This is a genomic window from Actinoplanes aureus (assembly GCF_015704865.1).
GTDB lineage: Bacteria > Actinomycetota > Actinomycetes > Mycobacteriales > Micromonosporaceae > Actinoplanes > Actinoplanes aureus.
This window is the reverse complement of sequence record NZ_JADQTO010000013.1, coordinates 242,402-269,113: the sequence shown is the minus strand read 5'-3', so window position 1 is coordinate 269,113 and position 26,712 is coordinate 242,402. Positions and strand designations below refer to the sequence as shown.

Sequence of the window (26,712 nt, the reverse complement as noted above, 5' to 3'; positions counted from 1 at the left end):
AGCGAACGCCGCCGATCACCGGACACATGTGTCCAGGGGCGCCGGAAACCGCCACGAAAAGGGACATTTACTACCACTGTCTCCGCCCACACCTGGGCGGACAAGGTTGGGTCTGGTGGCGTTCGGTGAGCCTCATGCAACTTGGAGTCCGTACCGGCCACCCCGGCACGGACTGTCAGCGCCAAGGGAGTGACGACGTGATCTGGCAACGATTCTCGGTGCACCGCAAACTCGTGACCGCAAACCGGGGCCGGTGGACGAGTTGGCGGATCCCGTCCATGCGCAACCGGCGCACCACTCTCGGGCTGACGCCCATGGTGATCCGCGAGCCCGAGGCCACCTGGTGGGAGACCCAGGACGAGGCGAGCCTCCGCTCGAAGATCACGGTAGCCGTGATCCACGATCAGGAGACCGGCGGCGACAGCGATCCGGTGGTCTCCCGGCTGGCCGACGTGGCCGAGACCCAGCACGAGGACCTGCTGGTGATGATGGGTACGTCCCCGCCGGACCGGGACCACCATGCGGTCGTCACCGGGTTACGGGACCGGCTGGCCGGGCACCGGGTGGTCGAGATCCGGATGTGGCCCGGCGAGAACGGATTCCAGGAGGGCGCGTTCGTCGTGGAGCGGATGCTCGCCACCGGCGACCTGCCGGTGGTCGTCGCACCGATGGCGGCGTTGCACCGCATCGCCGCCGAGGTCTCCAGCTACCTGCACGCCGACCGGGTACTGCGGGTGCTGCGCACGGCCTACGGCACCGACCTCTACGAGGTGTGGTCCCGGCCCGCGGAGCCGGCTCTCAACTGATGGAGCCAGTCGTACCACGCGGGCAGGTTGTCGCCACGGGTCGCGGAGACCTCCACCACCGCGGCCCGTGGGTTGACCGCTGACACGTGTCGGCGACACTCCGCCACGTCGAACTCCACGTACGGCAGCAGGTCGACCTTGTTGATCACGACGAGGCCGGCGACGGCGAAGGCGTGCGGGTACTTGAGCGGCTTGTCGGCGCCCTCGGTCACCGAGAGGATGACGACCCGGTCCCGCTCGCCCAGGTCGAACAGGGCCGGGCAGATCAGGTTGCCGACGTTCTCGACGAAGAGCAGCGAGCCGGCGGCCGGCGCCAGCCGGTCGAGGGCGGCACCGAGCATCTCCGCGTCCAGGTGACAGCCGGCCCCGGTGTTGATCTGCACGACCGGGCAGCCGGTACGCCGGATCCGCTCCGCGTCGAGCGGGGTCTGCTGGTCGCCCTCGACGACCGCCACCGGCCGGTCCGGTCCGAGATCACGGATGGTCCGCTCGAGCAGGGTGGTCTTGCCGGATCCGGGCGAGCTCATCAGGTTGACGGCGAGGACACCGCGTGCGGCGAGTCGTTCCCGGTTGGCCCGGGCGGTCTCGTCGTTGTGGGCGAGGACCTTCCGCTCGAGCGTGATCACCTCGGGCTTGTCGTCACAGCCGCAGGTACCGCACATGCTCAGTCCACCTCCATGGAGACGATCTGCAGTTCCCGGCCGGAGGTGACGGTGACGTCGGCGCTGCCGCACGGGCAGAGCAGGATCAGGTCGGGAAGGATGACGTCGTTGCCGCAGGAGCCGCAGTGCCCGGCGCCGGGCCGGTGCTCGATCTCCAGGTCGGCGCCGTCGGCCACGGTGCCCTCGACGGCGAGCGTGAAGCAGAACCGCATGGCCTCCGGCACCACCGCGGTCAACGCTCCGACCCGGACGGTGACACGGCGTACCGGCCGGCCGGCGGCCTTCGCGCAGACGGCGCCGGCGATCTCGGTGGCGATGGCGAGCTCGTGCATCGGCCCTCGCTCGGTAGCCCGGCAGGGGATTGACATGGTCTCACGCTCCGGGACTAGCCTGTTACTCGCGTCACACACACGGGTCAATCGAGTGTGGACTTCGTCGCCGCGGGGGTCCGGCGGAGCCCGGGGAGCCGGTCAGCATGCCTCCAGCAGAAGATCCTTTGATCCACGTGCTCTGGATCAACGCGGGCCTCAGCTGCGACGGGGACTCGGTCGCGCTCACCGCGGCCACCCAGCCCAGCATCGAGGAGATCGCCCTGGGCGCGCTGCCCGGCCTGCCGCGGGTCGCCGTGCACTGGCCGCTGATCGACTTCGAGTGCGGGCCGCGCGGCGGGGCGGACGACTTCCTGGCCTGGTTCCTGCGGGCGGAGCAGGGCGAGCTGGAACCGTTCGTGCTGGTCGTCGAGGGGTCGATTCCGGACGAGACGCTGCACGAGGAGGGCTACTGGAGCGGGTTCGGCAACGATCCCGGTACCGGGCAGCCGCGTACCACCAGCGATTGGCTGGACCGGCTGGCTCCGAAGGCGACGGCGGTGGTGGCGGTGGGCACCTGTGCCACGTACGGCGGGATCCACGCGATGGCGGGCAACCCGACCGGGGCGATGGGCGTACCGGATCACCTGGGCTGGGACTGGCGGTCGAAGGCGGGCATCCCGATCGTCTGCGTGCCGGGCTGCCCGATCCAGCCGGACAACCTGTCGGAGACGCTCACCTACCTGCTCTATCAGGTGACCGGCCAGGCGCCGATGATTCCCCTGGATGACGTATTGCGCCCGACGTGGCTCTTCTCGCAGACCGTGCACGAGGGCTGCGACCGGGCCGGCTACTACGAGCAGGCCGACTTCGCCGACGGCTACGGCTCGCCGAAGTGCATCGTGAAGCTCGGCTGCTGGGGTCCGGTCGTCCGGTGCAACGTACCGAAGCGGGGCTGGATCAACGGGGTGGGCGGCTGCCCCAACGTGGGCGGCATCTGCATCGGCTGCACCATGCCCGGCTTCCCGGACAAGTTCCAGCCGTTCATGGACTCGCCGCCGGGCGGGCACCTGTCCACCCGGGTGGTCGGCCCCTACGGCAAGGCGGTCAAGCTCCTGCGCGGCATCACCGCGCGCACCCTGGATCGCGAACCGAAGTGGCGCAGGAAGGCGGGGACCCGATGACCGAACTGGTCGAGATGGCCTGGGACCCGATCACCCGGATCGTCGGTAGCCTCGGCATCTACACGAAGATCGACTTCCAGCAGAAGGTCGTCGCGGAGTGCAAGAGCACCAGCTCGATCTTCCGCGGCTACTCGATCTTCATGAAGGGCAAGGACCCGCGCGACGCGCACTTCATCACCAGCCGGATCTGCGGCATCTGCGGCGACAACCACGCCACCTGCTCCTGCTACGCGCAGAACATGGCGTACGGGGTGAAGCCGCCCCACCTGGGCGAGTGGATCGTCAACCTCGGTGAGGCCGCCGAGTACATGTTCGACCACAACATCTTCCAGGAGAACCTGGTCGGGGTGGACTACTGCGAGAAGATGGTCGCCGAGACCAACCCGGGCGTCCTCGAGCAGGCCAACCGCACCGAGGCGCCGCACGCCGGCGACCACGGCTACCGGACCATCGGCGACATCATGCGCTCGCTGAACCCGTTCACCGGCGAGTTCTACCGCGAGGCGCTCCAGGTCAGCCGCATGACGCGGGAGATGTTCTGCCTGATGGAGGGCCGCCACGTGCACCCCTCCACGCTCTATCCGGGCGGTGTCGGCACGGTCGCCACGATCCAGCTGATGACCGACTACCTGAGCCGGCTGATGCGTTACGTCGAGTTCATGAAGAAGGTCGTGCCGATGCACGACGACCTCTTCGACTTCTTCTACCAGGCGCTGCCCGGCTACGAGCAGGTCGGCAACCGGCGGGTCCTGCTCGGCTCGTGGGGGTCCTTCCAGGACCCGGAGCACTGCAACTTCCGGTACGCCGACATGACCGGCTGGGGCCGCAGGATGTTCGTCTCGCCGGGCATCGTCGTCGACAACCGGCTGATCACCACCGACCTCGTCGAGATCAACCTGGGGATCCGGATCCTGCTCGGCTCGTCGTACTACGACGACTGGGAGGACCAGGAGATCTTCGTGACGCACGATCCGCTCGGCAACAAGGTGGACCGCCGGCACCCGTGGAACCAGCACACCAACCCGCGACCGCAGAAACGCGACCTGGACGGCAAGTACAGCTGGGTGATGTCGCCGCGCTGGTACGACGGCACCGACTACCTGGCCCTGGACACCGGCGGCGGGCCGCTCGCCCGGCTCTGGGTGACCGCCCTCGCCGGACTTGTCGACATCGGGTACGTGCGGTCCACCGGGTCCAGCGTGCGGATCACCCTGCCGAAGACGGCGCTCAAGCCGCCGGTCGAGCTGGAGTGGAAGATCCCGCGGTGGAGCAACACCATCGAACGCAACCGGGCCCGGACCTACTTCCAGGCGTACGCGGCCGCGTGCGCTCTGCACTTCGCGGAGAAGGCACTCACCGAGATCCGGGCCGGGCGTACCAAGACCTGGGAGCCGTTCGAGGTGCCCGACGAGGGGATCGGCTGCGGGTTCACCGAGGCGGTGCGGGGCGTCCTGTCGCACCACATGGTGATCCGGGACGGGAAGATCGCCAACTATCACCCGTACCCGCCGACGCCGTGGAACGGCAGCCCGCGGGACAGTTTCGGCACGCCGGGGCCGTACGAGGACGCCGTCGAGGGCCAGCCGATCTTCGAGGAGAACGACCGGGACGACTTCAAGGGCATCGACATCATGCGTACGGTGCGCAGCTTCGACCCGTGCCTGCCCTGCGGGGTGCACATGTACCTGGGCGACGGGAAGAAGCTGGACCTGGTGCACTCCCCCACCGGGACGTGACATGCCGGATCAGGACTGGCGGGCGGCCGGGGAACGCATCGACGCGCTCCTGGCCACGGGCGGGCCCGACCGCGAGGAACTGGTCCGGCTGCTGACCGGGCTGTACGGCGCGGGCCTGCGACGCCTGCTGGAACTGCTGCACGCCCACGGCGCACTGACCGACCCGGTGCTCACCGCGCTGGCCGCCGACGACCTGGTGGCGAGCCTGCTGCTGGTGCACGACCTGCACCCGGACAGCGTGCAGACCCGGATCGAGCGGGCGCTCGCCGAGGCCGGCGGCGAGGTGCGGCTGATCGAGGTGACCGCGGACGGCGTGGCCCGGCTCCGGGCGACCGGCGGCGGGTGTGGCGCGGCCGCCCGCGACGAGCGGATCCGCGCCGCGGTCGAGGTGGCCGCCCCGGACCTCACCGGGATCGAGATCGAGACGGGCTCAGCCGTACCCCTGATCCCGGTCTCCGCGCTCTTCGACCGGCCCGGAGGGACACCGTGACCGGCCCTCTCGGCGCGCTGCGCCGCGCCGCACAGTCCCGGCCGCCGGCTGCGGCCGCGCCGCGCTGCGAGATGTGCGCCGTGCCGATCCCGGCCGGGCACCGGCACGTCGTCGACCTGAACCGCCGCGCCCTGATGTGCAGTTGCACCGCCTGCCACCTGCTCTTCACCGACGAGCACGCGCAGTTGCGGTACCGCGCCGTGCCGGACCGGTACCTGCGGTTCACCGGCGCCGCCCTGGACGACCGCTCGTGGGACGCGCTGCAGATTCCGGTGGGCCTCGCCTTCCTGTTCCGCAACTCCACGCTGGACCGGATGGTCGCCTGCTACCCGGGTCCGGCGGGTGCCACCGAGTCGGAACTGCCGCTGTCCGAGTGGGACGGCCTGGTCGCCCGCCACCCGGCGCTGCGCACCATGCGGCCCGACGTGGAGGCGCTGCTGGTCCGCCGCCCGGACCAGGGCGGCTATCTGGTGCCGGTCGACGCCTGCTACGAGCTGGTCGGCGCGCTGCGCACCCGGTGGCGCGGCTTCGACGGCGGGCGCGAGGCGCACGAGGCGATCGACGCGTTCTTCACCCGGCTGCGGGCCCGCAGCCGGCCCGCACCCACCGAGGACGGCACTCCGTGAACGAATACCGGTTCACCGTGCTCGACGTGGTCGCCGAGCCGTACGCGGTGGCACCGCAGCTCACCGCCCGGCTCCGTGTCGACGCCGGTGAGGGCCGGGCGGTCCACGCGATCGTGCTGCGCTGCCAGGTCCGCGTCGAACCTCAGCTGCGCCGCTACGAGACGGCCGAGCAGGAGGGGCTGCGCGGCATGTTCGGCGAACCGGACCGCTGGGCCGGCACGGTCCGGCCGTTCCAGTGGATGCAGTGCTCGGCCACCGTGCCCGGCTTCACCGGCCGCACCGACCTGGACCTGCCGATGCCGTGCACCTACGACCTGGACGTGGTGGGCGCCCGTTACCTGCACGCGCTCGGCTCGGGGACCGTGCCGCTCAGCTTCCTCTTCTCCGGCACGGTCTTCACCCCCGGCACGACCGGCTTCGCGGTGGAGCAGATCCCGTGGAGCTGCGAGGCCCGGCACCGGATGCCGGTGGCCGTGTGGCGGCAGATGATCGAGTCCTACTACCCGAACAGCGGCTGGCTGCGGGCCGGGTCCGACGTGCTGACCCGGCTCGCCGGATACCGGGACCGGCACGGACTCACCAGCTGGGACGAGACGTTCCAGCGGCTCCTCGCCGCGGCCGACGGGCCGGCGTCGTGAGCCTGGACGCGGCCCGGGCGGTCGCCGACGCGGTCCTCTACGAGGGGTATCTGCTTTACCCGTACCGGGCGAGCGCGGCCAAGAACCGCTCCCGCTGGCAGTTCGGCGTGCTCGGCCCGCCGCTGGCGTCCGCCGGGGAGCCACCGGAGATGGCGATGCAGTGCCTGGTCCGGCCCGGCAGCGGCCCGTTCGCGGTCACCGTCCGGTTGCGCTTCCTGCAACTGCAAACCCGGGAGGTACGCGCGAAGCGGCCGGACGGCACCGAGGAGGCCGTCGCCGAACTGCGGGTCGGCGACGCCACGCTGCTGAGCTGGGACGAGGCGGTGGAGCGGGAGATCATGCTGCCGAACGTGCCGGTGGACGGCGCCATGACGTTCGAGGTGACCGTCCCCGGCGGCCACGACGAGGAACCCGTCGCCGAGGCCGGACGGGTGGTACGGCGGCGCTGGCCGATCAGCGCGCGGGTGCGGGCCACCTCGGTCCCGGACGGTGACCTGCGCCGGCTCACCGTCGCGGTGGCGAACACCCATCCTGATCCGGTCACCGGGCGCGACGAGGCCGTACGCCACTCGCTGCTCGGTGCCCACCTGCTGCTGGAAGCCTGCAACGCGGTGTTTGTCTCGGTGCTCGACCCGCCTCCGGACGCCGTCGCGGCGGCCGCCCGGTGCCGCCAGGACCGCTGCTGGCCGGTGCTCGCCGGCAGCCCCGGCCTGGTCCTGGGCTCGCCGATCATCCTGTACGACAATCCACGGATCGCCGAGCAGAGCAACGGCGAGCTGTACGACTCGACCGAGATCGACGAGCTGCTCACCCTGCGCGTGATGACGATGACCGACGCGGAGAAGGCGGAGGCCCGCGCCACCGACCCGAGGGCCGCGGCGATCGTCGAGCGCTGCGACGCCGCGACCGCCGCCGACCTGGACCGGCTGCACGGCACCCGCCGCGACCCGGGATCCGGATCGGTCGTGATCGCCGGGGTCCGGATCGGCCGGGACAGCCTGGTCCGGGTCCGCCCCAACCGGCGCGCCGACGCGCAGGACCTGTTCTTCGCCGGCCGGGTCGCCCGGGTCACCGCGGTGGTCGAGGACGTGGACGGCGGCACCCACGTGGCGGTGGTGCTGCTCGACGACCCGGCCGCCGAGCTGCACGACTGGTACGGCCGGTACTTCTACTTCGCACCCGACGAACTGACGCCGGAAGGATCACCATGAAAGCCGTCGGTGTTCTCACCACCGCGGTGACCGCGGCCGTCGCCGTGTACGCCACCGTCCTGCTGATCCGGTCGCTGCCCGACATCCGCCGCTACTTCAAGATCCGCTCGATGTGAGCGGGGTGCTGGTCGCCGGGGTCGGCAACCTCTTCCTCGGCGACGACGGCTTCGGCCCGGAGGTGGTCCGGCGGCTCGCCGGCGCCCCGGACCTGCCGCCCGGCGTCCGGGTCCGCGACTACGGCATCCGCGGTCTGCACCTGGCCTACGACCTGCTCGCCGGATACGACGCGCTGGTCCTGGTCGACGCCCTGCCACCGGCCGGCCAGGCGCCCGGCGCCGTGGTGGTGCTGCGCGCCGGGCGGACCGGCGACGGGGGCCTGCTCGACGCCCACGGCATGGACCCGGTCGCGATGCTGGCCGCCGTCGAACGCCTCGGCGGGACCGTGCCGCCGGCGTACGTCGTCGGCTGCCGCGTCGCCGACGTCAGCGAACGCATCGGCCTGAGCCCGCCGGTCGCCGCCGCCGTCCCGGAGGCCCTCACCGCGATCCGCACCCTGCTCGCGCGGACCGACCTGGTCGGTCACGGGAGGTGGTGAGCGATGTGCCTGGGCATTCCGGGGCGGGTGCGGGAGATCCTGCCGGGCAACGCGGGGCAGCTCGCGCTGGTCGAGGTGGCCGGGGCCGGCCGGCGGGTGAACATCGGCATGCTGGCGGCCGCGCCGGAGCCGGGCGACTGGGTGCTGATCCACCTCGGCTTCGCCATGGAGATCCTCGACGAGGCGCAGGCCGGACAGGCGATGGCCGGGCTGGAGCTGATCGGCAGCGGCCGCCGGGAGACCCGGGTCCGGCGCCGGTTCACGGTGGGCGGGCTGGTGCAGGGCGTGGGGTTCCGGCCGTTCGCCTACGTGACCGCCTCGGAGCTCTCGCTCACCGGCGAGGTGAGCAACACGGCCGGTGGCGTGGTCGTCGAGGTAGAGGGGGAACCGGAGGCGGTCGCCGAGTACGGGCAGCGCCTGCGCACCGGTGCACCGCCGCTGGCGATGATCACCGGAGTGGACGAGGAGGAACTGCCGGTCACCGGCGGGACCGGGTTCAGCATCGCCGCGTCCCACGGGAGCGGGCCGGCCCGTACCCTCGCCTCCCCTGATGTCGCGATCTGCGCGGACTGCCTGCGCGAGCTGCGCGACCCGGCCGACCGGCGCTACCGGCATCCCTTCATCACCTGCACCAACTGTGGTCCGCGGTTCACCATCATCGACGCCCTGCCGTACGACCGGGCGTCCACCACGATGGCCGGTTTCCCGATGTGCGACGCCTGCCGCGCCGAGTACGACGACCCGGCCGACCGCCGCTTCCACGCTCAGCCGATCGCCTGCCCCGGATGCGGCCCCCGCCTCGAACTCGTCACCCCGGACGGCCCGGCCCGCTACGGCGAGGACGCCCTCAGCGAGGCCCGGCGGCTGCTGTCGTCCGGGGCGATCGTCGCGGTGAAGGGCCTCGGCGGCTACCACCTGGCCTGCGACGCCCGCGACGACACGGCGGTGGCCACGCTCCGCGACCGCAAGCGGCGCGGCGGCAAGCCGTTCGCGGTGATGGTCGCCGGCCTGGAGACCGCCCGCGAGCTGGTGGAACTCACCGCCGGCGAGGAACGGCTGCTCACCGGCGCCCGGCGGCCGATCGTGCTGCTCCCCCGCCGGGACTCGCCCGCACCGGTCGCCGCCACGGTCGCCCCGGACCACGCCGAACTCGGCGTCATGCTGCCGTACACCCCGCTGCACGTGCTGCTCTCCGGCTTGCCCGGCGACCCGCCCGGCCCGGACGCCCTGGTCATGACGTCCGGCAACCTGGCCGGGGAACCGATCGCCGCCGACGACGAGGACGCCCGCCGCCGGCTCGGGCCGCTCGCCGACGCCTGGCTGCGTCACGACCGCGCCATCCGGGTGCCGTGCGACGACTCGGTCACCCGCTACACCTCGGGAGCCGAACTGCCGGTGCGCCGGTCCCGCGGCTACGCACCCCTGCCGGTCACCGTGCCGTTCGACCTCACCCCGGCGCTGGCGGTCGGCGCCGATCTGAAGAACACCTGCGCGGTCGGCGCCGGCCGGTACGCGTGGGCCAGCCAGCACATCGGCGACCTGGACGACCTGGCCGGCCTGGACGCGCTGACCAGCAGCGCCCGGCACCTGGAACACCTCACCGGGGTGCGGCCCGAACTGCTGATCGCCGACCTGCACCCCGGATACCACTCCACCGGCTGGGCCCGGGCACACGCCGCCGGCCGCCCGGTACGCCTGGTCCAGCACCACCACGCGCACCTGGCCGCGGTGCTCGCCGAGCACGGGGCCGGGCCGGACGAGCAGGTGATCGGGTTCGCCTTCGACGGCACCGGTTACGGAACCGACGGCGCCGTCTGGGGCGGTGAGGTGATGATCGCCGGCTACAAGGGATTCCGGCGCGTCGCGCACCTCGGTTACGTGCCCCTGGCCGGGGGTGACGCGAGTGTGCGGCGCCCGTACCGGATGGCGCTGTCGTATCTGCGGGCCGCGGGCGTGCCCTGGTGGCCGGAGCTGCCGCCGGTGACGGCGTGCCCGGCCGCCGAGCGGGGCGTGCTGGACCGGCAGTTCGGCACCGGGTTCGGGTGCGTGCCGACGTCCAGCATGGGACGGCTGTTCGACGCGGTGGCGGCCCTGGCCGGGGTGCGGCAGACCGTCGAGTACGAGGCGGAGGCCGCGATGATCCTGGAAGGACTGGCCGCCCGGCACGGCCTGGAGCCGCATCCCGCCTACGCGTTCGAGCCCCGCCCGGACGTCGCCGATCCCGGGCCGGTGATCCGGGCGGTGGCCGCCGACGTCCGCGGCGGCGTGTCCCCGGCGGTGATCGCGGCCCGCTTCCACGCGGCGGTCGCCGGCCTGATCGTCCGGCTGGCCGAGCAGTGCCGGGAGCAGACCGGGCTGGGAGTGGTGGCGCTGGGCGGCGGCGTGTTCCAGAACGCGCTGCTGGTCGCCGCCGCCGAACAGGACCTGGCCGAGCGCGGTTTCCGGGTGCTGCGGCCCCGGCTGCTGCCGCCCAACGACGGTGGCATCGCGCTCGGCCAGCTCGTGGTGGGTGCGTCCGGTTAGTCGTTCGCAGAAGGGAGAACGAGTCGTGTGCCTTGCTGTTCCGGGCCGCGTTCTGAGCATCGCCGACGCGGACGGCGTACCGATGGCCGAGGTGGACTTCGGCGGCGTGCGCAAGGAGGTGTGCCTGCAATACGTGCCCGGGGTGGGTGTCGGCGAGTACGTGATCGTGCACGTCGGCTTCGCCATCCAGCAACTCGACGAGGAGTCGGCCCGCCAGACCCTCGCCAACTTCGAACGGCTGGGCATCCTCGAGGAGGAGTTCCGTGAAATACCTTGACGAGTTCAGTGATCCCGACCTGGCCGCCCGGCTGATCGATCAGATCCACGCGGTCACCACCCGGCCCTGGGCCATGATGGAGGTCTGCGGCGGGCAGACACATTCGATCATCCGGCACGGCATCGACCAGCTGCTGCCGGACGACGTCGAGATGATTCACGGGCCGGGCTGCCCGGTCTGCGTCACCCCGCTCGAGGTGATCGACAAGGCGCTCGCAATCGCCGCCCGGCCCGAGGTGATCTTCTGCTCGTTCGGCGACATGCTGCGGGTGCCGGGAAGTGGCCAGGACCTGTTCGGGGTGAAGAGCGCCGGCGGCGACGTACGCGTGGTCTACTCCCCGATGGACGCGCTGAAACTGGCCCGGCAGAACCCGGACCGGCAGGTGGTGTTCTTCGGCATCGGGTTCGAGACCACCGCCCCGGCCAACGCGATGACCGTCCACCAGGCCCGGCGGCTCGGCGTGACCAACTTCTCGCTGCTGGTGTCGCACGTGCTGGTGCCACCGGCGATCGCGGCCATCATGGAGTCGCCGCGCTGCCGGGTGCAGGCGTTCCTGGCCGCCGGGCACGTGTGCAGCGTGATGGGCACCCGCGAGTACCCGCCGCTGGCCCACAAGTACGGGGTGCCGATCGTGGTCACCGGGTTCGAGCCGCTCGACATCCTGGAGGGCATCCGGCAGACGATCACGCTGCTCGAGCAGGGCCGGGCCGAGGTGCGCAACGCGTACCCACGGGCGGTACGCGACGAGGGCAATCCGGCCGCGATGGCGATGCTGCGCGACGTGTTCGAGGTGACCGACCGGACCTGGCGCGGCATCGGCGAGATACCCGGTAGCGGCTGGCGGCTCTCCTCGCGGTACCGGGAGTTCGACGCGGAACTGCGCTTCGACGTGGGCGGGCTGCGGACCGCGGAGTCACCGCTGTGCCGTTCCGGTGAGGTCTTGCAGGGTTTGCTCAAGCCGCACGAGTGCGCGGCGTTCGGCAAGCAGTGCACGCCCCGGACGCCGCTCGGCGCGACGATGGTGTCGTCCGAGGGGGCGTGCGCGGCGTATTACGCGTACCGGCTGGTGACGCACTCATGACTCTTGATTTCGAGAGTTGGACATGTCCGGTGCCGCTGCGCGACACCCCCGCGATCGTGCTGGGACACGGCGGGGGCGGGGCGATGTCGGCCGAGCTGGTGCGACATCTCTTCCTGCCCGGGTACGGGTCCGCCGGCGCGCCCGGCGAGCTGGGCGACTGTGCCGTCCTGGAGATCGGCGGCACTCGCCTGGCGTTCTCCACCGACGGGTTCGTGGTCAAGCCGATGTTCTTCCCCGGCGGCTCGATCGGCGACCTGGCGGTCAACGGCACCGTCAACGACCTGGCGATGTCCGGTGCCACCCCGCTGCACCTGTCGGCCGCGTTCATCCTCCAGGAGGGCACCGCGCTCGCCGAGCTGGGCCGGATCGCCGAGGCGATGGGTGCGGCCGCCCGGGCCGCCGGGGTGCGGCTGGTCACCGGCGACACGAAGGTGGTGGACAACGGCAGCGGCGACGGTGTCTACGTCACCACGGCCGGGATCGGTGTGGTCCCCGAGGGCGTGGACATCCGCCCCGGCCGGGCCGCCCCCGGCGACGCGATCCTGATCAGCGGCGACCTCGGCGCGCACGGCGTGGCCGTGCTGAGCTGCCGGGAGGGCCTGACCTTCGGCACCGAGGTGCGCAGCGACACCGCGCCGCTGCACGGCCTGGTCGCGGCGATGCTGGCCACCGGCGCCGACGTGCACGTGCTGCGCGACCCCACCCGGGGCGGGGTGGCGGCCGCCCTCAACGAGATCGCCAAGGCGGCCGGGGTGGGTGTCGAGCTGACCGAACGGGACCTGCCCGTGCCCGGCGAGGTCGCGGACGCGTGCAACCTGCTCGGACTCGACCCGTTGCAGGTCGCCAACGAGGGCAAACTGGTCGCGTTCGTGCCGGAGCCGCACGCCGAGCAGGTGCTCGAGGCGATGCGCGCGCACGCGTACGGTAAAGGTGCTCGAAAGATCGGGACCTGCGTGCCGGACCATCCCGGCATGGTCGTCGCCCGCACCGCCCTCGGCGGCACCCGGGTGATCAGCATGCCGATCGGCGAACAACTCCCCCGGATCTGCTGACGTGAGCGACTCCGGGACGCGGCTGTTCGCCCGCTACGCCTATCCGCCGAACGCGCTCGGTTACTGCGGCCCCGAGGGCGCCTCGGTGCTGTTGCGCGCCGACGCCACCGCCGAGATCGCCGCCCGGGCCCGCGCCTTCCAGGGCGCCTGGGCGTACCTGGAGTTCATCGCCCGCTCGGCGGACATCGCCGATCCGCTCGACGCGCGCGTGGTCGAGGCGTACTGGATCGGCAACGACCTGCTGGACCGGGTGCCGCCGGCCGCGCTCGCCGCGTTCCTCCGCCGCCGGTTCGCCGGGCAGGAGGGCGGCAGCTGGGCGTCGGCGCAGGACCGGGCGGTGGCGCACCACAGCTTCCACGTCTTCGAGGTGTATCCGTGGCTCGGCCTGCTACGCCGCACCGGCAATCCGGCGGCGGTGTCGGTGCTGGACCGCTGCCGCATCCGCACCGGCACGGTCCGGGCGGTGCACGGCCCGACCGCCACCGTGGTCTCCCGGCCGCTGATCTGGACGGACGGCACGCTGACCTCCGGCCCACCCGCCGACGAGGTGGTGCGGACGCTGCCCCGGGACGTCGAGTCGGGCGACCGGGTGGCCCTGCACTGGGACTGGATCTGCGACGTGCTCACCCCCGCACAGCAGACCGCCATCGAGGAGCAGGAGCACCGCCGCCTAGACACCCTCTTCCAGCCCAACCCCGGTGCTGCCTCAACGTCCCCGAAACGACAGTGACGTTGGGCCACCCGAAACCGGCCCAACCCCAGCGCTGCCTCAACGTTCCGCAGACAGCGGTGGGGTTGGGCCGGCGTCGTCGAGGAGCTGACGGAGTGCGGTCACGTCCTTGACCCGCTCGGCCCGGGCGGCCGCGAGCGGCGACGCCAGGATCGTGGTCACCCCGGCGGCGGCCAGGTCGTCCAGCCTTCTCCTGATCTCGTCCGGGGCGCCGACCAGGCAGGTCGCCGCCACCAGGTCGTCCGGCACCGCGGCCGCCGCCTCCGCCTTGCGGCCGGACAGGTACAGCTCCTGGATCAGCTCGGCCGCACGCGGGTAGCCGTAGCGGCGGATCAGGTCGTTGGAGAAGTTGCGCTTGCGCGCGCCCATGCCGCCCAGATAGAGCGCGAGCTGGGCACGGTGCGGGCCGAGCAGCGCCGGCGTCGGTTCAGCCAGTGCATACGGTACGGGTACCGACACGTCCAGCGGCCCGAGCTCGGGGTCACGGCGGGCCAGGCCGTCGGCGAGCGCTTCGCCGAACACCCGGCCGGCCGCGCGCGGGTCCAGGAAGAGCGCCTGCCAGCCGTCGGCGATCTCGGCGGCCAGGGCGACGTTGCGCGGGCCCATGGCGGCGAGCAGGATCGGGATCCGCTCGCGTACCGGCCGGTTGATCAGCTTGAGCGGCTTGCCGTATTCGCCGGGCAGCGGGATCCGGTAGTGCTCGCCCTGGAAGACCAGCGCCTCCCGTCGCCAGGTGCGCCGGCAGATCTCCACGATCTCCCGGGTACGCGCGACCGGCGCGTCGTACCGCACCCCGTGGAAGCCCTCGATCACCTGCGGGCCCGAGGCGCCGAGCCCGAGCGAGAACCGTCCACCGGAGACGTAGTCCAGGCCGGCCGCGGTCATCGCGGTGAGCGTGGGCGTCCGGGTGAAGGTCTGCATCACCCCGGAGGCCAGTCCCATGGTCCGGGTCCGCGCCGCCAGAAAGCCCAGCTGGCTGACCGCGTCGAAGCTGTACGCCTCCGGCACCACCACGAGCTCGGCCCCGGCCTGCTCGAACTCCACCACCTCGTCGACCGCGTCCGCGAAGCCCTGACCGCTGTACCCGAGCTGGATGCCGAGCCGCATCAGCTGTCCCCGTGCAGGATCACCTGCCGGATCACGTCGCCGCTGCCGAGGCCGGCCAGGGCGTCACCCACCTGGTCCAGGCGCAGCCGGCGGCTGATCATGCCCGCGATGTCCAGCCGGCCGGCCCGCCACAGGCTGAGCAGCCGGCCGAAGTCGCGGGGCGGGTCGGCCGAGCCGTACAGCGACGGGACGATCGTCTTGCCCTCGAAGAGCAGTTCGAACGGGCTGAACTCGACCTGCTGGTCGGCCCGGCCGGCACCGACCACGACCACGGTGCCGCCGCGGCGGCAGGCGGTCCAGGCGGTACGCAGGGTCTGCGGCACGGCCACCACGTCGAACGCGTAGTCGAAGCCCTCGGGAACGACCTCGGTCTGCAGATCGCTGAGCTCGTCGGGAGTGGCCGTGTGGGTGGCGCCGAACCGGCGGGCCGCCTCGTGCCGGCCGGGCACCGTGTCGACGGCGACGATCACGGCGGCGCCGGCCAGTCGGGCACCCTGCACCGCGGCGATGCCCACCCCGCCGCAGCCGATCACCACGACGGTGTCGCCGGGCCGCACCCGGGCCGTGTTGATCACCGCGCCGACGCCGGTGGTGACACCGCAGCCGACCAGGGCGGCCACCTCGTACGGGACGTCGGCGTCGATCGGCACGGCACCGGCCCGCGGCACGACCATCTCCTCGGCGAACGACCCGCATCCGGCCATCCCGAAGACGGGCAGCTCACCGGCCATGAACCGGGGCATCACGTAGCCGGCCATCACGTGGGTCATGCACAGGTACGGCTCGTTGCGGCGGCAGTGCGCACAGGTCCCGCAGGACGGCAGCCAGTTCACCGCGACCCGGTCGCCGGGGGCCAGGTCCTCGACGCCGTCGCCGACGGCGATGACGTCGCCGGCGGCCTCATGACCGAGCACGGCCGGCACCGGCTGGGGCAGGCCACCGTTGAGAGCGGACAGGTCGGAGTGGCAGACACCGGACGCGCGCACCCGCAGGTGCACCTCGCCCGGCCCGGGACCGAGGACGGTCACGTCGTCACGGAGGTCGAGCTTCTCTTCGCCGATCGTGTGGAGAACCGCCGCGCGCATCCCGCCACCCCCACTCAGAATTAGAACGCGTTCTACGCTATCCGGGTGTGGTCGACCAAGCAAGCGTTTGGCAGGGCGGCATAATAGGCCTGGTGACGACCCCTTCGAAGAACAGCTCGGAGCGGCGTGCGCACCTGGTTCAGCTCGCCGGCGACCTCTTCGCCGAGAAGGGCTTCCGGGCCACGACCGTACGCAACATCGCGGAGGCCGCCGGCATCCTCTCCGGCAGCCTGTACCACCATTTCGACTCGAAGGAGTCGATCGGCGACGAGATCCTCAGTGCCTTCCTCGACGACGTGCTCGCCGGCTACCGGTCAGCGGTCGCCTCCACGGACGATCCGCGCAAGGCCATCGAGGAGATCGTGCGGTCCAGCACCGCCACGCTGAGCCGCCACCGCGCGGCGCTGACCATGCTGCAGAACGACTGGAGCTACTTCAGCGCACAGCCCCGCTTCGGCTACCTGCGCACCGCGATGAAGGAGATCGAGCAGACCTGGGTCGAGCAGCTGGAACGCGGCAAGCAGACCGGGGTGTTCCGCGCCGACCTGGACGCCCGGCTGGTCTACCGGCTGCTCCGCGACATCCTCTGGATCCCCACGTCGTGGCGGCCGAGCAAGGGTGCCGGCTGGAGCACCGACGAGATCGTGGACGGGCTGCTGCGCCTGCTCTTCGACGGCATCACCGCCTGACAATCCGTCCCGCTGGGTCTAGGCTCCACCCAAGCAAGCGTTTGGTTGAGCCCGGCCTGGGAGGCGCGATGGGGCGGCTGGACGGCAAGGTGGCACTGATCACCGGCGGTGCCCGGGGCATGGGCAAGGCACATGCCCGGCACTTCGTCGCCGAGGGGGCCCGGGTGGTCATCGGTGACGTCCTCGACGAGAAGGGCCAGGCCGTCGCCGACGGGCTGGGCGCGGACCGGTGCCGGTTCGTGCGCCACGACGTGACGAGCGCGGACGACTGGGAGGCGGCGGTCGCCGCGACGCTGTCCGCGTTCGGGCGCGTCGACGTGCTGGTGAACAACGCCGGGATCCTGCGGCACGCGCCGGTCACCGAGATGGACCCGGCCGAGTTCCGCCACGTCCTCGACGTCAACCTGGTCGGCACCTGGCTGGGCATCCGGCAGGTCGTCCCCGCGATGATCGCGGCCGGTGGCGGCTCGATCGTCAACATCTCGTCGATCGAGGGCTTCGCCGGTGCGGCCGGGCTGTCGGCGTACAGCGCCAGCAAGTTCGGCGTCCGCGGCCTCACCCGGTCGGCGGCGCAGGAGCTGGGCTCGCTCGGCATCCGGGTCAACTCGGTGCACCCGGGCGGGGTGATGACGTCGATGGCGCTCGCCGCCGCGCAGACCATGACCGGCGTGGACGGCAGCGGCTTCCTCAAACAGCTGCCGATCGCCCGCTTCGCCGAGCCGGTGGAGATCTCCCGGCTGGTCGCGTTCCTGGCCTCCGACGAGTCGTCCTACACCACCGGCGCCGAGTTCCTCGCCGACGGCGGCCTGCTCAGCGGGCCGGGCTACTGAGATGGGCACGCTGGACGGGCGGGTCGCGGTGGTGACCGGCGCCGGGCAGGGGCTGGGCGCGGCCGAGGCGGTCGCGCTGGCCGCCGACGGCGCCCGCGTGGTGCTCAACGACCTGCCCGGACCGGCCCTCGACGGTGTCGTCGACCGGATCAAGGCGGCCGGCGGCGAGGCGGTCGCCTGTCCCGGCGACGTCGCCGAGTGGGCCACCGGTGAGGCGCTGACGAGGACCGCAACGGAGACGTTCGGCGGGCTGGACATCCTGGTCAACAACGCCGGGGTGCTCCGCGACCGGATGGTCTTCTCGATGTCCGAACAGGAGTGGGACACCGTGGTGCGGGTCCACCTGCGCGGGCACTTCGTCACCACCCGGTTCGCCACCGCGTACTGGCGCGCGCGTAGCAAGGCGGCCGGCCGGCCGGCGTACGCCCGGATCGTCAACACCGCCTCCGAGGCCTTCCTGCTGGGCTCGGCAGGGCAACCCAACTACGCCGCCGCCAAAGGCGGCATCGTCGCCCTGACGCTCGCGACCGCACGTGGTTGCGCGAGATACGGGGTACGCGCGAACGCCATCTGCCCCCGCGCCCGCACCGCCATGACCGGCGACCTGATGGGCCCGGCACCGGACGGCCCCGACCCGATGGCGCCGGAACGGGTCACCCCGCTCGTCACCTACCTGGCCGGGCCGGCCGCCGACCGGATCACCGGCGAGGTGTTCGTGGTGCACGGCGACGTGGTGGCGGTCCTCGGGCCGCCGACCGTGCGCGCGGCCTTCCACGCCGCCGCCGGCCGGTGGACGGTTCCGGAGCTCGACGCCGCCCTGAGCACGATCTTCACCGAGGACCCGCCCCGGCCCGGCTTCGTCTGCGAGGACACGCTGCCGCTCGCCCCGTCCACCTTCGGGGAGGAGAGCCGCGATGGGTAGCCAGCGTGCCACCGTGCGGATGACCGACGAGGAGGTCGCGGCGCTTCTGGCGTACGCGCGAAAGGTCCAGATCGCCACCATCAACCCGGACGGTACGCCGCACCTCGTCACCATGTTCTTCGCATCGGCCGGAGGCCGGATCGCGTTCTGGACCTACCGGGCCTCCCGCAAGGCGCGCAACCTGGCCCGCGATCCCCGGGTCACCTGCCTGGTGGAGGACGGCGAGGACTATTTCGAGCTGCGCGGCGTCCAGGTGTCCGGTGTGGTGGAACGGATCGACGACCTGGCCGGGGTCACCGAGGTGGGCCGGCTGATCGCCGGGCGGATGCCGGACGTGCCGCGCGAGGCGCTCGACGCGTACGTCTCGCACGCCGCCCGCAAGCGGGCCGCCTACCTGGTGGAACCGGTCCGGGTGGCCAGCTGGGACCACCGCAAGCTGCTGGACTGAGAACCGGCTGCGGGCACACACCTAGACTGATCATCGTGGCTGCTACGCCCGCGGGCCGGCCCCGCGATCCCGAGGTGGACGAGCGGATCACGCGCGCGGCCGCCGAGGTGTACGGCACCGAGGGATGGGCCCGGTTCTCGGTGGACGCCGTCGCCCGCAAGGCGGGCGTCGGCAAGGCCTCCATCTACCTGCGCTGGCCGAACAAGGAGGCCCTGCTGGGCGCCGCGCTGGCCACCCGGCTCGCGGGAGTGCGCGACATCGACACCGGATCGGTACGCGACGACCTGGTCGCCCTGGCCCGCCAGGTGCTGCACACGTTCCTCGGTGAGGCCGGTGGCGCGGTGCTGCGGCTGATGCTCGAGGCGGAGCGGATCCCGGCCGGTCAGGAACACCTCGACCGGTTCCGGCGGTCGCAGACCTCGGCGGCCCGGGCGATCGTGCACCGCGGCATCGACCGCGGCCAGCTCGGCCGGGAGACCAGCGTGACGCTGCTGCTGGACAGCATCAGCGGTGGCGCGCTCAACCACGCCCTGGTCACTCCGGCGCGGCTGCGGGCCAAGGTGGCGGCAGGCGCCGATCAGTACGCCGAGGACCTGGTCGACTTCGTGCTGGCGTCAGTGACCACGGCCGCATAGCGCGCCCGACACCAGGCGCATGTCCTCGTCCCGGGCCAGTTCCCCGGAACGGATCAGCAGCTCGACGTGTGCGGCGGTCTCGGCGACGGCGGCCACCCGCATCGGCCCGATCTCGGACCACGGCCGCGACCAGGTCAGAGCCGCGGTGAGCTGCCAGATGGAGGGCCGGTCCAGCCGCTCCACGGTCGCGGCGATCTCGACGCAGCGCTGCCGGTGGTGTCCGGCGAGTTCGGCGGCGCGAGCGGCGATGCCGTCGAACCGGTACTCGTGGGCGGGCAGCGCCTCGCAGCCGTCGTGCGCGGCGACCTTGGTGAGCGAGCCGAGGTAGCGGCCGAGCGGGTCGTCACCGGTCAGCTGGAGGCCGATGTTGGGGGTGATCCGGGGCAGCAGGTGGTCGCCGGTGAGCAGCACCCGCGCGTCCGGCTCGAGCAGGCAGATGTGGCCCGGGGTGTGCCCGGGCGTCCAGACCACCCGCAACCGCCGGCCGGTCAGGGGCACGGAGTCGCCGTCCTCGAGCATCAGGTCGGCGTCGGCGAGCGGGGCGAAGTGCCGGTCCACGTCGGCGCCGAACGTGGCGAGCAGGCCGGTGACCTCCTCCTCGGGCACGTGCAGGGCGCGCAGCCAGCCGCCGAGGGCGCGGCTGGGGTCGGCGTCCCGGTCGCGTGCCAGCGTCGCGCGCTCGGCCGGGTGCATGGCGACCCACGCGCCGGAGGCGTCGCGGAGCCGGCCGGTGAGGCCGTGGTGGTCCGGGTGCACGTGGGTGACGACGATGCCGGTCACGTCCGCGGTGGTGGCACCGACCACGGCGAGGCCCGCCTCAAGGGCGGCCCAGCCGGTCTCGCTGTTCCAGCCGGGGTCGACCACGAGCAGGCCGTCGTCGCCGGGGACGAGGTAGGTGAGCGTGTAGCGCAACGGGTTGTCCGGGATCGGCACCGGAACGGAGATCAGGCCACTGGGCAGTTTCTCCACCGGCGGCAGGGTCCGAGCCCGCCAGGCAGCCTGTTGCACGTTCACGTCGAGCCCCTTTCCTAGACGGATGCCGTCTAGGAAGTGAACCCTACATCATCTCTTCCGTCGTCGGGATCAACACCGTCTTGACCTCGGTGTACGCCTCGATCGAGGTCCGGCCGCCCTCCCGGCCGAGCCCGGACTGCCCGAACCCGCCGAACGCCACGTGCGGTTCCAGCTGGTAGCCGTTGACGCCGACCGTTCCCGCGCGTACCGCCCGGGTCAGCCGCATGGCCCGCTTCACGTCCCTGGTCCACACCGTGGCGGCCAGCCCGTACGAGGTGTCGTTGGCCAGCCGCACCGCCTCCTCCTCGTCGGTGAACGGAACCACCGCGAGCACCGGCCCGAAGATCTCCTCCCGGGCGATGGTGGCGTCGTTGCTGACGTCGGCGAAGACCGTGGGCAGGACGAAGTTGCCGGCCGCCAGGTCGCCGTCCGCGCGGCCGCCTCCGGTGACCAGCCGGGCACCCTCGGCCTGACCGCGCTCGATGTAGCCGAGCACGCGGTTCATCTGCCGCTCGTTGATCAGTGGCGAGGCGGTGGTCTCCGGGTGGAACGGGTCACCGTAGTTGACCAGGGCGGCCATCGCCTCGACGATGGCCAGGAACTCGTCGTAGACGTCACGGTGGACCAGGGCCCGGGTGTGCGCCACACAGGCCTGACCGGAGAGGCCGAGGGTGACCGTGCCCATCGTGGTGGTGGCGGCCGCGTACACGTCGGCGTCGCCGAAGACCAGCGACGGGCTCTTGCCGCCGAGTTCCAGGCTGGTGCGCTTCACCCCGTTCGCGGCGGCGGCGAGCACCTTGCGGCCGACCACCCGACTGCCGGTGAAGGTGATCTTGTCAACGAGCGGGTGGTTGATCAGAGCGTCCCCGGTCGGCTCACCCGGGCCGGTGACCACGTTGAGCACACCCGGCGGCAGCCCGGCCTCCTCGACGATGCGGGCCAGCCGCAGGGCGGAGAAGGTCGCGTACTCACTGGGCTTGAGCACCACGGTGCAACCGGCAGCGAGAGCCGGTGCGAGCTTCTGCGCGGCGAGGAGCAGCGGCCCGTTCCACGGGATGATCGCGGCGACCACCCCGACCGGCTCGCGCAGGGTCATCACCAGGTGCTCGCCACCCTGGTAGCCCGGGAGGGTCTCGCCGCCGAGCTTGTCCACCCACCCGGCGTGATGATCGAAGACGTCGGCCACGCACTCGACCGACATCGCATAGGTCTCGCCGAAGCTGACCGGCACCCCGTTGTCGAGCGCGACCAGAGCCTGCAACTCGGCGGCGTTGGCACGGAGGTCGTCAGCGATGCGGCGCAGCACGCGGATGCGCTCCTTGGCCCGGGTACGCGGCCACGGCCCCTCGTCGAAGGCGCGGCGGGCACTGCGCACAGCGGCGTCCACATCGGTCGCGCCGGCGACGGCGAACGCGCCGACCTCCTCCGCGGTGGCGGGATGCGGGTGCGTCCAGGTACGCCCGTCCGCCGCCGCCCGCCACCCGCCGCCGATCAGAAGCTCGCCGGTGGACAGGCCGAGTTCGTCGCGCTTCGCCTTGATCGAGAGAACCATCCCGCACCTCCGGCGGCCGCAGTATTGAAACCTGTTCTACTTCTGCGGAGAGTACGCCGCGCCTCGGGCCTCCGCTATACGGACTTGGTGGGTCGAGGTTTGCTCACCCGGTCACTCTCCTTCTTCGGTACGCGTGACCGGCTTCCTGCCGAAGCCGACGCGTGCCCGCTCTCCCCGCGCAAGCCAGCCTTCACGTCCCGGCCCCAGCGCGGCCGCCGGGAAACACCAGTCCGTCCCGCTGCGGGTGGACCGGGCGCCGGTTGCTCGCCGGTGCGACCGGCAGGCAAAGGCCCAGGGGATTCGGCGCCCGCCGACAAACACCGCGGGGTCGGGCGGTCAGTGCGGGCGGAACTCCGCCAGATAGGCGGGCCATTCGCCGCCGCCGTGTACGGCCAGGGCGGCGCCGCTCACGTAGCCGGCCAGCGGGGAGGCCAGCAGCAGGCAGGCTCCGGCTACGTCCTCCGGTGAGGCGGTCCGGCCGGCCGGCACGGTGCGCGCCACCACGGCCGGGTCCAGGCTGTCTCCGACCGGGCCGACGATGAGGCTGTTCACGCGTACCGCCGGGCCCCACTCGGCGGCCAGGCTGGTGGCCAGGTGGTGCAGGCCCGCTTTGGCGGCGCCGTAGGCGGCGGTGCCCGGTGACGGCCGCGTTCCGCTGACGCTGCCGATCATGAGGATGGCCCCGCCGGTGGGCTGCGATCGCATCACCGCGTTGGCCGCCTGCGAGACGTGCAGCGGTGCGATCAGGTTCAGCTCGATCACCTTGGCGTGCATCCGGGGCGAGGCGTTGGCGGCCGGGATGTGCGGGCTGCCGCCGGCGTTGTTGACCAGCACGTCGAGCCGGCCGAACCGCGCGACGGCCTCGGCGACCAGCGCGGCCGCCTGCTCGGGGTCGCGGACGTCGGCCCGGAAGAACTCGACGCCACGCGCGGCCGCCGCACCGCCGCCGCCGGGCTCGCCGCGAAGCGCCGCATCGCCGCGAAGCCCGGCATCCTCGCGAAGCGCGGCATCGCCGCCGGCCCCGGCGAAGCGCGCGGTGGCTGGTGGCGTGCGGCCGCAGACCAGCACGTCGGCACCCGCCGCGTGGAAGGTGTGTGCGATCGCCGCGCCGATGCCGCGGGTGCCGCCGGTGACGACCACAGCTTTGCCGGTGAAGTCGAGCGGATCCATGAGGCGATGCTAGCTAACCAAGCAAGCGCTAGGTTAGGCTCCGGGCATGGGCGTGCAGCTGCACCGCGGCGCCGTCGCCGAGGTGATCCTCGACTTCCCGCCGGTCAACGCCGTCCCGGCGGCCGGCTGGCACGCGCTCGCCGACGCCCTGGTCGCGGCCGGGGCCGATCCGCGGACCCGGGCCGTGGTGCTCGCCGCCGAGGGCCGCGGCTTCTGCGCCGGTGTGGACATCAAGGAGATGCAGCGCGCCGAGGGCCATGACGCCCTGCTGGCCGCCAATCGTGGATGCGCAGCGGCGTTCGCGGCGGTCTATGACTGCCCGGTCCCGGTGATCGCGGCGGTGCACGGCTTCTGCCTGGGCGGCGGCGTCGGCCTGGCCGGCAACGCGGACCTGGTGGTGGCCAGCGACGACGCCACGTTCGGGCTGCCCGAGGTGGACCGGGGTGCGCTCGGCGCGGCCACCCACCTGTCCCGCCTGGTTCCGCACCAGCTGATGCGGACCATGGTCTACACGTGCCGGCCGGTCTCCGCCTGGCAGTTGCACCGGTTCGGGACGGTCCTCGAGGTGGTCCCGGCGGCCGGCCTCAGGCGGGCCGCGCACCGGGTGGCCGCCGAGATAGCGGGCAAGGACCCGCTGATCATCCGCCGGGCCAAGGAGTCGCTGAACGGGATCGACCCGGTCGACGTGAAGCGGTCCTACCGGTTCGAGCAGGGCTTCACCTTCGAGCTCAACCTCGACGGCGCCGGGGACCGGGCCCGGGAGCGCTTCCTGGAGGGACGATGATCGTCACGATCGACGACGTGGTCGGCGAGCTGCACGACGGCATGACGATCGGCATCGGCGGGTGGGGATCGCGGCGCAAGCCGATGGCTCTGGTCCGGGCGATCGCCCGGTCCGGTCTGACCGGCCTCACCCTGGTCACCTACGGCGGTCCCGACGTCGGGCTCTTGGTCGCCGCCGGATGCGTCACAAGGGTGGTCACCGGTTTCGTGTCGCTGGACAGCATCCCTCTCGAACCGCACTTCCGGCGGGCCCGCGGCGCCGGGACGGTCGAGCTGACCGAGTACGACGAGGGGATGCTCTACTGGGGACTGCTCGCCGCGGCGAACCGGTTGCCGTTCCTGCCGATCCGGGCCGGTCTCGGCTCCGACGTGATGCGGGTCAACCCCGGCCTGAAGACCATCAGGTCCCCGTACGCCGACGACACCGAGCTCGTCGCCATGCCCGCGCTCCCGCTCGACGTCGCGCTCATCCACCTGAACCGCGCCGACGCCGGGGGCAACGGCCGCTACCTCGGCCCCGACCCGTACTTCGACGATCTGTTCTGCCTGGCCGCGAAGCGCCGCTTCCTGTCCTGCGAGCGGATCCTCAGCACACCGGACCTGATGGACGCCGGCCCGCCACAGACCCTGCTGGTGAACCGGTCGATGGTCGACGGTGTGGTGGCCACCCCGAACGGCGCGCACTTCACCAGCTGCGTCCCCGACTACGGTCGCGACGAGGAGTTCCAGCGGGAGTACGCCACCGCCGACTTCGACGCCTTCCGCGCCCGGTACCTGGACGGCGACGAGGCCGGCTACCAGGCGGCGATAGCGCGATGACCAGGGCGGACGTGTGCGTGGTGGCGTGCGCCGAGGCGTGGCGCGGAGACGGCGCGATCCTGGCCAGCTTCGCCGGGCTGATCCCCCGGCTCGGGGCGCGGCTGGCGCAGCTCACCTTCTCCCCCGAGCTGCTGGTCACCGACGGTGAGGCCACGCTGCTGCGGGACGGGCAGGTGGAGGGCTGGCTGCCGTACCGGGCGGTGTTCGGGATGGTCGCCGCCGGGACCCGGCACGTGATGATGGGCGCGAGCCAGCTCGACCGGTACGGCAATCAGAACATCTCCTGCATCGGCGACTGGCACCGCCCGAAGTCGCAGCTGCTCGGCGTACGGGGCGCGCCCGGCAACACGGTCAACCACCCGACCAGCTACTGGATCCCCCGGCACTCACCGCGGGTCTTCGTCGAGCACGTCGACATGGTGTCCGGTGCCGGGCACGACCGCGGTGCTCATGAGATCCGCCTGGTCGTCACCGACCTCGCGGTGCTCGACTTCGCCACGCCGGACCGGTCGATGCGGCTGCGCTCGGTGCACCCCGGCGTGACCGTGGACGAGGTGGTCGCCGCCACCGGGTTCTCGCTGACGGTCCCGGACGAGGTTCCGCCGACCAGGGAGCCGACTGCCGAGGAGCTGACGCTCCTGCGGAAACACCTGGATCCGGACGGGCTGAGGGAGAAGGAGGTCCGGTGAGGACCGCACTCACCGAGCTGCTCGGCTGCCGGCATCCGATCGTGCAGACCGGGATGGGGTACGTGTCCGGCGCCGGCCTGGTATCCGCGGTGTCGGAAGCGGGCGGGTTCGGCATCGTCGCGTCGGCCACCATGAGCCTCGGCCAGCTGCGCGACACGATCCGCCAGATCCGGGAGCGGACCGATGCGCCGTTCGGGGTCAACCTGCGCGCGGACGCCCCCGACGCCGGCGAACGCGTCGACCTGCTGATCCGGGAGCGGGTCCGGCTGGCGTCGTTCGCCCTGGCACCGGACCGGGACCTGATCCGCCGCTGCGCCGACGGCGGGGTGCTGACCATGCCGTCGGTCGGTGCTCGCCGGCACGCCGAGAAGGTCGCCGGGTGGGGCGTGGACGCCCTGCTGGTCCAGGGCGGGGAGGGCGGCGGGCACACCGGGCCGGTGCCGACGACGCTGCTGTTGCCGCAGGTGGTGGACGCGGTCGGGATCCCGGTGGTGGCGGCCGGCGGCTTCTTCGACGGGCGGGGGCTGGTGGCCGCGCTCGCCTACGGTGCGGCCGGGGTCGCCATGGGCACCCGGTTCCTGCTCACCTCGGACAGCCCGGTCGGTGTCCGCGTCAAGCAGCTGTACCTGGACGCGCCGGTGACCGGGACGGTGGTTACGACGAGGGTGGACGGGGTGCCGCATCGGGTGCTGCGTACCCCGTACATCGATGGGTTGGAAAGATCGGGAAGGGTGAGTGCGCTGGTGCGCTCGGCCCGGCACGCGGTCGCGTTCCGGCGTCTCTCCGGGCTCTCCTGGACCGAACTGCTGCGCGCCGGGCGCGCGGCCCGGCACGGGCGCGAGCTGAGCTGGGCGCAGACGCTGATGGCGGCGGGCACGCCGGTGCTGTTGCGCACGGCGATGGTGGAGGGGCGTCCGGAGTACGGGGTGATGTCCGCCGGTCAGGTCGCCGGACTGATCGACGACCTGCCGTCGTGTGCCGAGCTGATCGACCGGATCATGAAGGAGGCGGCGGAGCGGCTGGACCGGCTCGACAGCGTCCGATGAGGCC

30 protein-coding genes are annotated in these 26,712 nt (G+C 72.3%); 23 read left to right on the top strand and 7 right to left on the bottom strand.

Annotation, left to right across the window (positions count from 1 at the left end):
- Window positions 1-197 precede the first annotated feature (197 nt).
- Window positions 198-806 carry a hypothetical protein gene (locus tag I4J89_RS27050; protein WP_196416889.1) on the top strand — a complete coding sequence of 203 codons (609 nt, stop codon included), beginning with the start codon at window positions 198-200 and terminating at the stop codon, window positions 804-806.
- Here I4J89_RS27050 and hypB read toward each other — a convergent pair.
- Both hypB and I4J89_RS27040 read right to left on the bottom strand, forming a co-directional pair.
- The gene (gene hypB / locus I4J89_RS27045; protein WP_196416888.1) at window positions 764-1,468 is read right to left on the bottom strand and encodes a hydrogenase nickel incorporation protein HypB; all 705 of its coding nucleotides are present in this window, start codon (window positions 1,466-1,468) and stop codon (window positions 764-766) included. The two genes, I4J89_RS27050 and hypB, sit on opposite strands and share 43 nt — an antisense overlap.
- 2 nt (window positions 1,469-1,470) lie before the next feature.
- Window positions 1,471-1,800, bottom strand: a complete 330-nt coding sequence (locus I4J89_RS27040) for a hydrogenase maturation nickel metallochaperone HypA/HybF (RefSeq protein WP_196416887.1) — start codon at window positions 1,798-1,800, stop codon at window positions 1,471-1,473.
- Window positions 1,801-1,943: 143 nt separating this feature from the next.
- On the opposite strand from I4J89_RS27040, the gene I4J89_RS27035 reads away from it, so the two are divergent.
- From I4J89_RS27035 to I4J89_RS26980, 13 genes are read left to right on the top strand one after another with little or no spacing between them, the layout of a single operon-like run.
- On the top strand, window positions 1,944-2,960 hold the full coding sequence (locus tag I4J89_RS27035; RefSeq protein ID WP_196416886.1) for an NADH-quinone oxidoreductase subunit B family protein: 1,017 nt from the start codon (window positions 1,944-1,946) through the stop codon (window positions 2,958-2,960).
- Window positions 2,957-4,696 carry a nickel-dependent hydrogenase large subunit gene (locus tag I4J89_RS27030; RefSeq protein WP_196416885.1) on the top strand — a complete coding sequence of 580 codons (1,740 nt, stop codon included), beginning with the start codon at window positions 2,957-2,959 and terminating at the stop codon, window positions 4,694-4,696. The genes I4J89_RS27035 and I4J89_RS27030 overlap by 4 nt, the downstream gene beginning before the upstream one ends.
- A gap of 1 nt (window position 4,697) precedes the next feature.
- On the top strand, window positions 4,698-5,186 hold the full coding sequence (locus I4J89_RS27025) for a NifU-related iron-sulfur-binding protein (RefSeq protein WP_196416884.1): 489 nt from the start codon (window positions 4,698-4,700) through the stop codon (window positions 5,184-5,186).
- Window positions 5,183-5,812 carry a DUF5947 family protein gene (locus tag I4J89_RS27020; RefSeq protein WP_196416883.1) on the top strand — a complete coding sequence of 210 codons (630 nt, stop codon included), beginning with the start codon at window positions 5,183-5,185 and terminating at the stop codon, window positions 5,810-5,812. The genes I4J89_RS27025 and I4J89_RS27020 overlap by 4 nt, the downstream gene beginning before the upstream one ends.
- Entirely contained in the window at window positions 5,809-6,450 is a 642-nt protein-coding gene (locus I4J89_RS27015) for a DUF6084 family protein (protein WP_196416882.1), read from the top strand. Before I4J89_RS27020 ends, I4J89_RS27015 begins: the two co-directional genes overlap by 4 nt.
- Entirely contained in the window at window positions 6,447-7,661 is a 1,215-nt protein-coding gene (locus I4J89_RS27010) for a hypothetical protein (RefSeq protein ID WP_196416881.1), read from the top strand. Before I4J89_RS27015 ends, I4J89_RS27010 begins: the two co-directional genes overlap by 4 nt.
- Window positions 7,658-7,777 (top strand): DUF6893 family small protein, encoded by a 120-nt coding sequence (locus I4J89_RS51985; protein ID WP_373688160.1) that lies wholly within the window; start codon window positions 7,658-7,660, stop codon window positions 7,775-7,777. Before I4J89_RS27010 ends, I4J89_RS51985 begins: the two co-directional genes overlap by 4 nt.
- Window positions 7,774-8,256 carry a hydrogenase maturation protease gene (locus tag I4J89_RS27005; RefSeq protein ID WP_196416880.1) on the top strand — a complete coding sequence of 161 codons (483 nt, stop codon included), beginning with the start codon at window positions 7,774-7,776 and terminating at the stop codon, window positions 8,254-8,256. The genes I4J89_RS51985 and I4J89_RS27005 overlap by 4 nt, the downstream gene beginning before the upstream one ends.
- Window positions 8,257-8,259: 3 nt before the next feature.
- On the top strand, window positions 8,260-10,779 hold the full coding sequence (hypF, locus tag I4J89_RS27000; RefSeq protein ID WP_196416879.1) for a carbamoyltransferase HypF: 2,520 nt from the start codon (window positions 8,260-8,262) through the stop codon (window positions 10,777-10,779).
- A 25-nt stretch (window positions 10,780-10,804) separates the two neighbouring features.
- Entirely contained in the window at window positions 10,805-11,056 is a 252-nt protein-coding gene (locus tag I4J89_RS26995; RefSeq protein WP_196416878.1) for a HypC/HybG/HupF family hydrogenase formation chaperone, read from the top strand.
- On the top strand, window positions 11,043-12,137 hold the full coding sequence (gene hypD, locus I4J89_RS26990; RefSeq protein WP_196416877.1) for a hydrogenase formation protein HypD: 1,095 nt from the start codon (window positions 11,043-11,045) through the stop codon (window positions 12,135-12,137). Before I4J89_RS26995 ends, hypD begins: the two co-directional genes overlap by 14 nt.
- A complete protein-coding gene (gene hypE / locus I4J89_RS26985) occupies window positions 12,134-13,189 on the top strand; it encodes a hydrogenase expression/formation protein HypE (protein WP_196416876.1) in 1,056 nt (351 codons plus the stop codon). The genes hypD and hypE overlap by 4 nt, the downstream gene beginning before the upstream one ends.
- Window position 13,190: 1 nt before the next feature.
- The gene (locus tag I4J89_RS26980; RefSeq protein WP_196416875.1) at window positions 13,191-13,919 is read left to right on the top strand and encodes a DUF6390 family protein; all 729 of its coding nucleotides are present in this window, start codon (window positions 13,191-13,193) and stop codon (window positions 13,917-13,919) included.
- 39 nt (window positions 13,920-13,958) lie between these two features.
- On the opposite strand, the gene I4J89_RS26975 is transcribed toward I4J89_RS26980, so the two are convergent.
- Window positions 13,959-15,026 carry an LLM class F420-dependent oxidoreductase gene (locus I4J89_RS26975; protein WP_196416874.1) on the bottom strand — a complete coding sequence of 356 codons (1,068 nt, stop codon included), beginning with the start codon at window positions 15,024-15,026 and terminating at the stop codon, window positions 13,959-13,961.
- A complete protein-coding gene (locus I4J89_RS26970; protein ID WP_196416873.1) occupies window positions 15,026-16,111 on the bottom strand; it encodes an alcohol dehydrogenase catalytic domain-containing protein in 1,086 nt (361 codons plus the stop codon). Before I4J89_RS26970 ends, I4J89_RS26975 begins: the two co-directional genes overlap by 1 nt.
- A gap of 92 nt (window positions 16,112-16,203) precedes the next feature.
- Here I4J89_RS26970 and I4J89_RS26965 point away from each other — a divergent pair, with 92 nt between their 5' ends.
- The 5 genes from I4J89_RS26965 to I4J89_RS26945 all read left to right on the top strand — a co-directional run bounded on the left by I4J89_RS26965 (window position 16,204) and on the right by I4J89_RS26945 (window position 19,635).
- Complete coding sequence (locus I4J89_RS26965; RefSeq protein ID WP_196416872.1) at window positions 16,204-16,800, top strand: TetR/AcrR family transcriptional regulator; 597 nt, start codon at window positions 16,204-16,206, stop codon at window positions 16,798-16,800.
- 68 nt (window positions 16,801-16,868) lie between these two features.
- A complete protein-coding gene (locus tag I4J89_RS26960) occupies window positions 16,869-17,630 on the top strand; it encodes a glucose 1-dehydrogenase (RefSeq protein WP_196416871.1) in 762 nt (253 codons plus the stop codon).
- A 1-nt stretch (window position 17,631) separates the two neighbouring features.
- The gene (locus I4J89_RS26955) at window positions 17,632-18,552 is read left to right on the top strand and encodes an SDR family NAD(P)-dependent oxidoreductase (protein WP_196416870.1); all 921 of its coding nucleotides are present in this window, start codon (window positions 17,632-17,634) and stop codon (window positions 18,550-18,552) included.
- Window positions 18,545-19,000: a pyridoxamine 5'-phosphate oxidase family protein gene (locus I4J89_RS26950; protein ID WP_196416869.1), complete on the top strand. Its 456-nt coding sequence runs from the start codon at window positions 18,545-18,547 to the stop codon at window positions 18,998-19,000. The genes I4J89_RS26955 and I4J89_RS26950 overlap by 8 nt, the downstream gene beginning before the upstream one ends.
- Before the next feature lie 35 nt (window positions 19,001-19,035).
- Window positions 19,036-19,635, top strand: a complete 600-nt coding sequence (locus I4J89_RS26945; RefSeq protein ID WP_309238491.1) for a TetR/AcrR family transcriptional regulator — start codon at window positions 19,036-19,038, stop codon at window positions 19,633-19,635.
- On the opposite strand, the gene I4J89_RS26940 is transcribed toward I4J89_RS26945, so the two are convergent.
- The 3 genes from I4J89_RS26940 to I4J89_RS26930 form a co-directional block, all read right to left on the bottom strand.
- Window positions 19,615-20,649, bottom strand: coding sequence for an MBL fold metallo-hydrolase (locus I4J89_RS26940; protein WP_309238490.1), 1,035 nt, complete (start codon window positions 20,647-20,649; stop codon window positions 19,615-19,617). The two genes, I4J89_RS26945 and I4J89_RS26940, sit on opposite strands and share 21 nt — an antisense overlap.
- Window positions 20,650-20,692: 43 nt before the next feature.
- The gene (locus tag I4J89_RS26935; RefSeq protein ID WP_196416868.1) at window positions 20,693-22,201 is read right to left on the bottom strand and encodes an aldehyde dehydrogenase family protein; all 1,509 of its coding nucleotides are present in this window, start codon (window positions 22,199-22,201) and stop codon (window positions 20,693-20,695) included.
- 336 nt (window positions 22,202-22,537) lie between these two features.
- Complete coding sequence (locus I4J89_RS26930; protein WP_196416867.1) at window positions 22,538-23,371, bottom strand: SDR family oxidoreductase; 834 nt, start codon at window positions 23,369-23,371, stop codon at window positions 22,538-22,540.
- Between the two features lie 46 nt (window positions 23,372-23,417).
- Here I4J89_RS26930 and I4J89_RS26925 point away from each other — a divergent pair, with 46 nt between their 5' ends.
- Genes I4J89_RS26925 through I4J89_RS26910 form a run of 4 tightly spaced genes read left to right on the top strand, consistent with a single transcriptional unit; the run spans window position 23,418 to window position 26,708 of the window.
- Window positions 23,418-24,155 (top strand): enoyl-CoA hydratase family protein, encoded by a 738-nt coding sequence (locus I4J89_RS26925; protein ID WP_196416866.1) that lies wholly within the window; start codon window positions 23,418-23,420, stop codon window positions 24,153-24,155.
- Entirely contained in the window at window positions 24,152-24,973 is an 822-nt protein-coding gene (locus I4J89_RS26920) for a CoA transferase subunit A (protein ID WP_196416865.1), read from the top strand. The genes I4J89_RS26925 and I4J89_RS26920 overlap by 4 nt, the downstream gene beginning before the upstream one ends.
- Window positions 24,970-25,662 (top strand): CoA-transferase subunit beta, encoded by a 693-nt coding sequence (locus I4J89_RS26915; RefSeq protein WP_196416864.1) that lies wholly within the window; start codon window positions 24,970-24,972, stop codon window positions 25,660-25,662. The genes I4J89_RS26920 and I4J89_RS26915 overlap by 4 nt, the downstream gene beginning before the upstream one ends.
- Complete coding sequence (locus I4J89_RS26910) at window positions 25,659-26,708, top strand: NAD(P)H-dependent flavin oxidoreductase (RefSeq protein WP_196416863.1); 1,050 nt, start codon at window positions 25,659-25,661, stop codon at window positions 26,706-26,708. The genes I4J89_RS26915 and I4J89_RS26910 overlap by 4 nt, the downstream gene beginning before the upstream one ends.
- The last annotated feature ends 4 nt before the right edge of the window (window positions 26,709-26,712 follow it).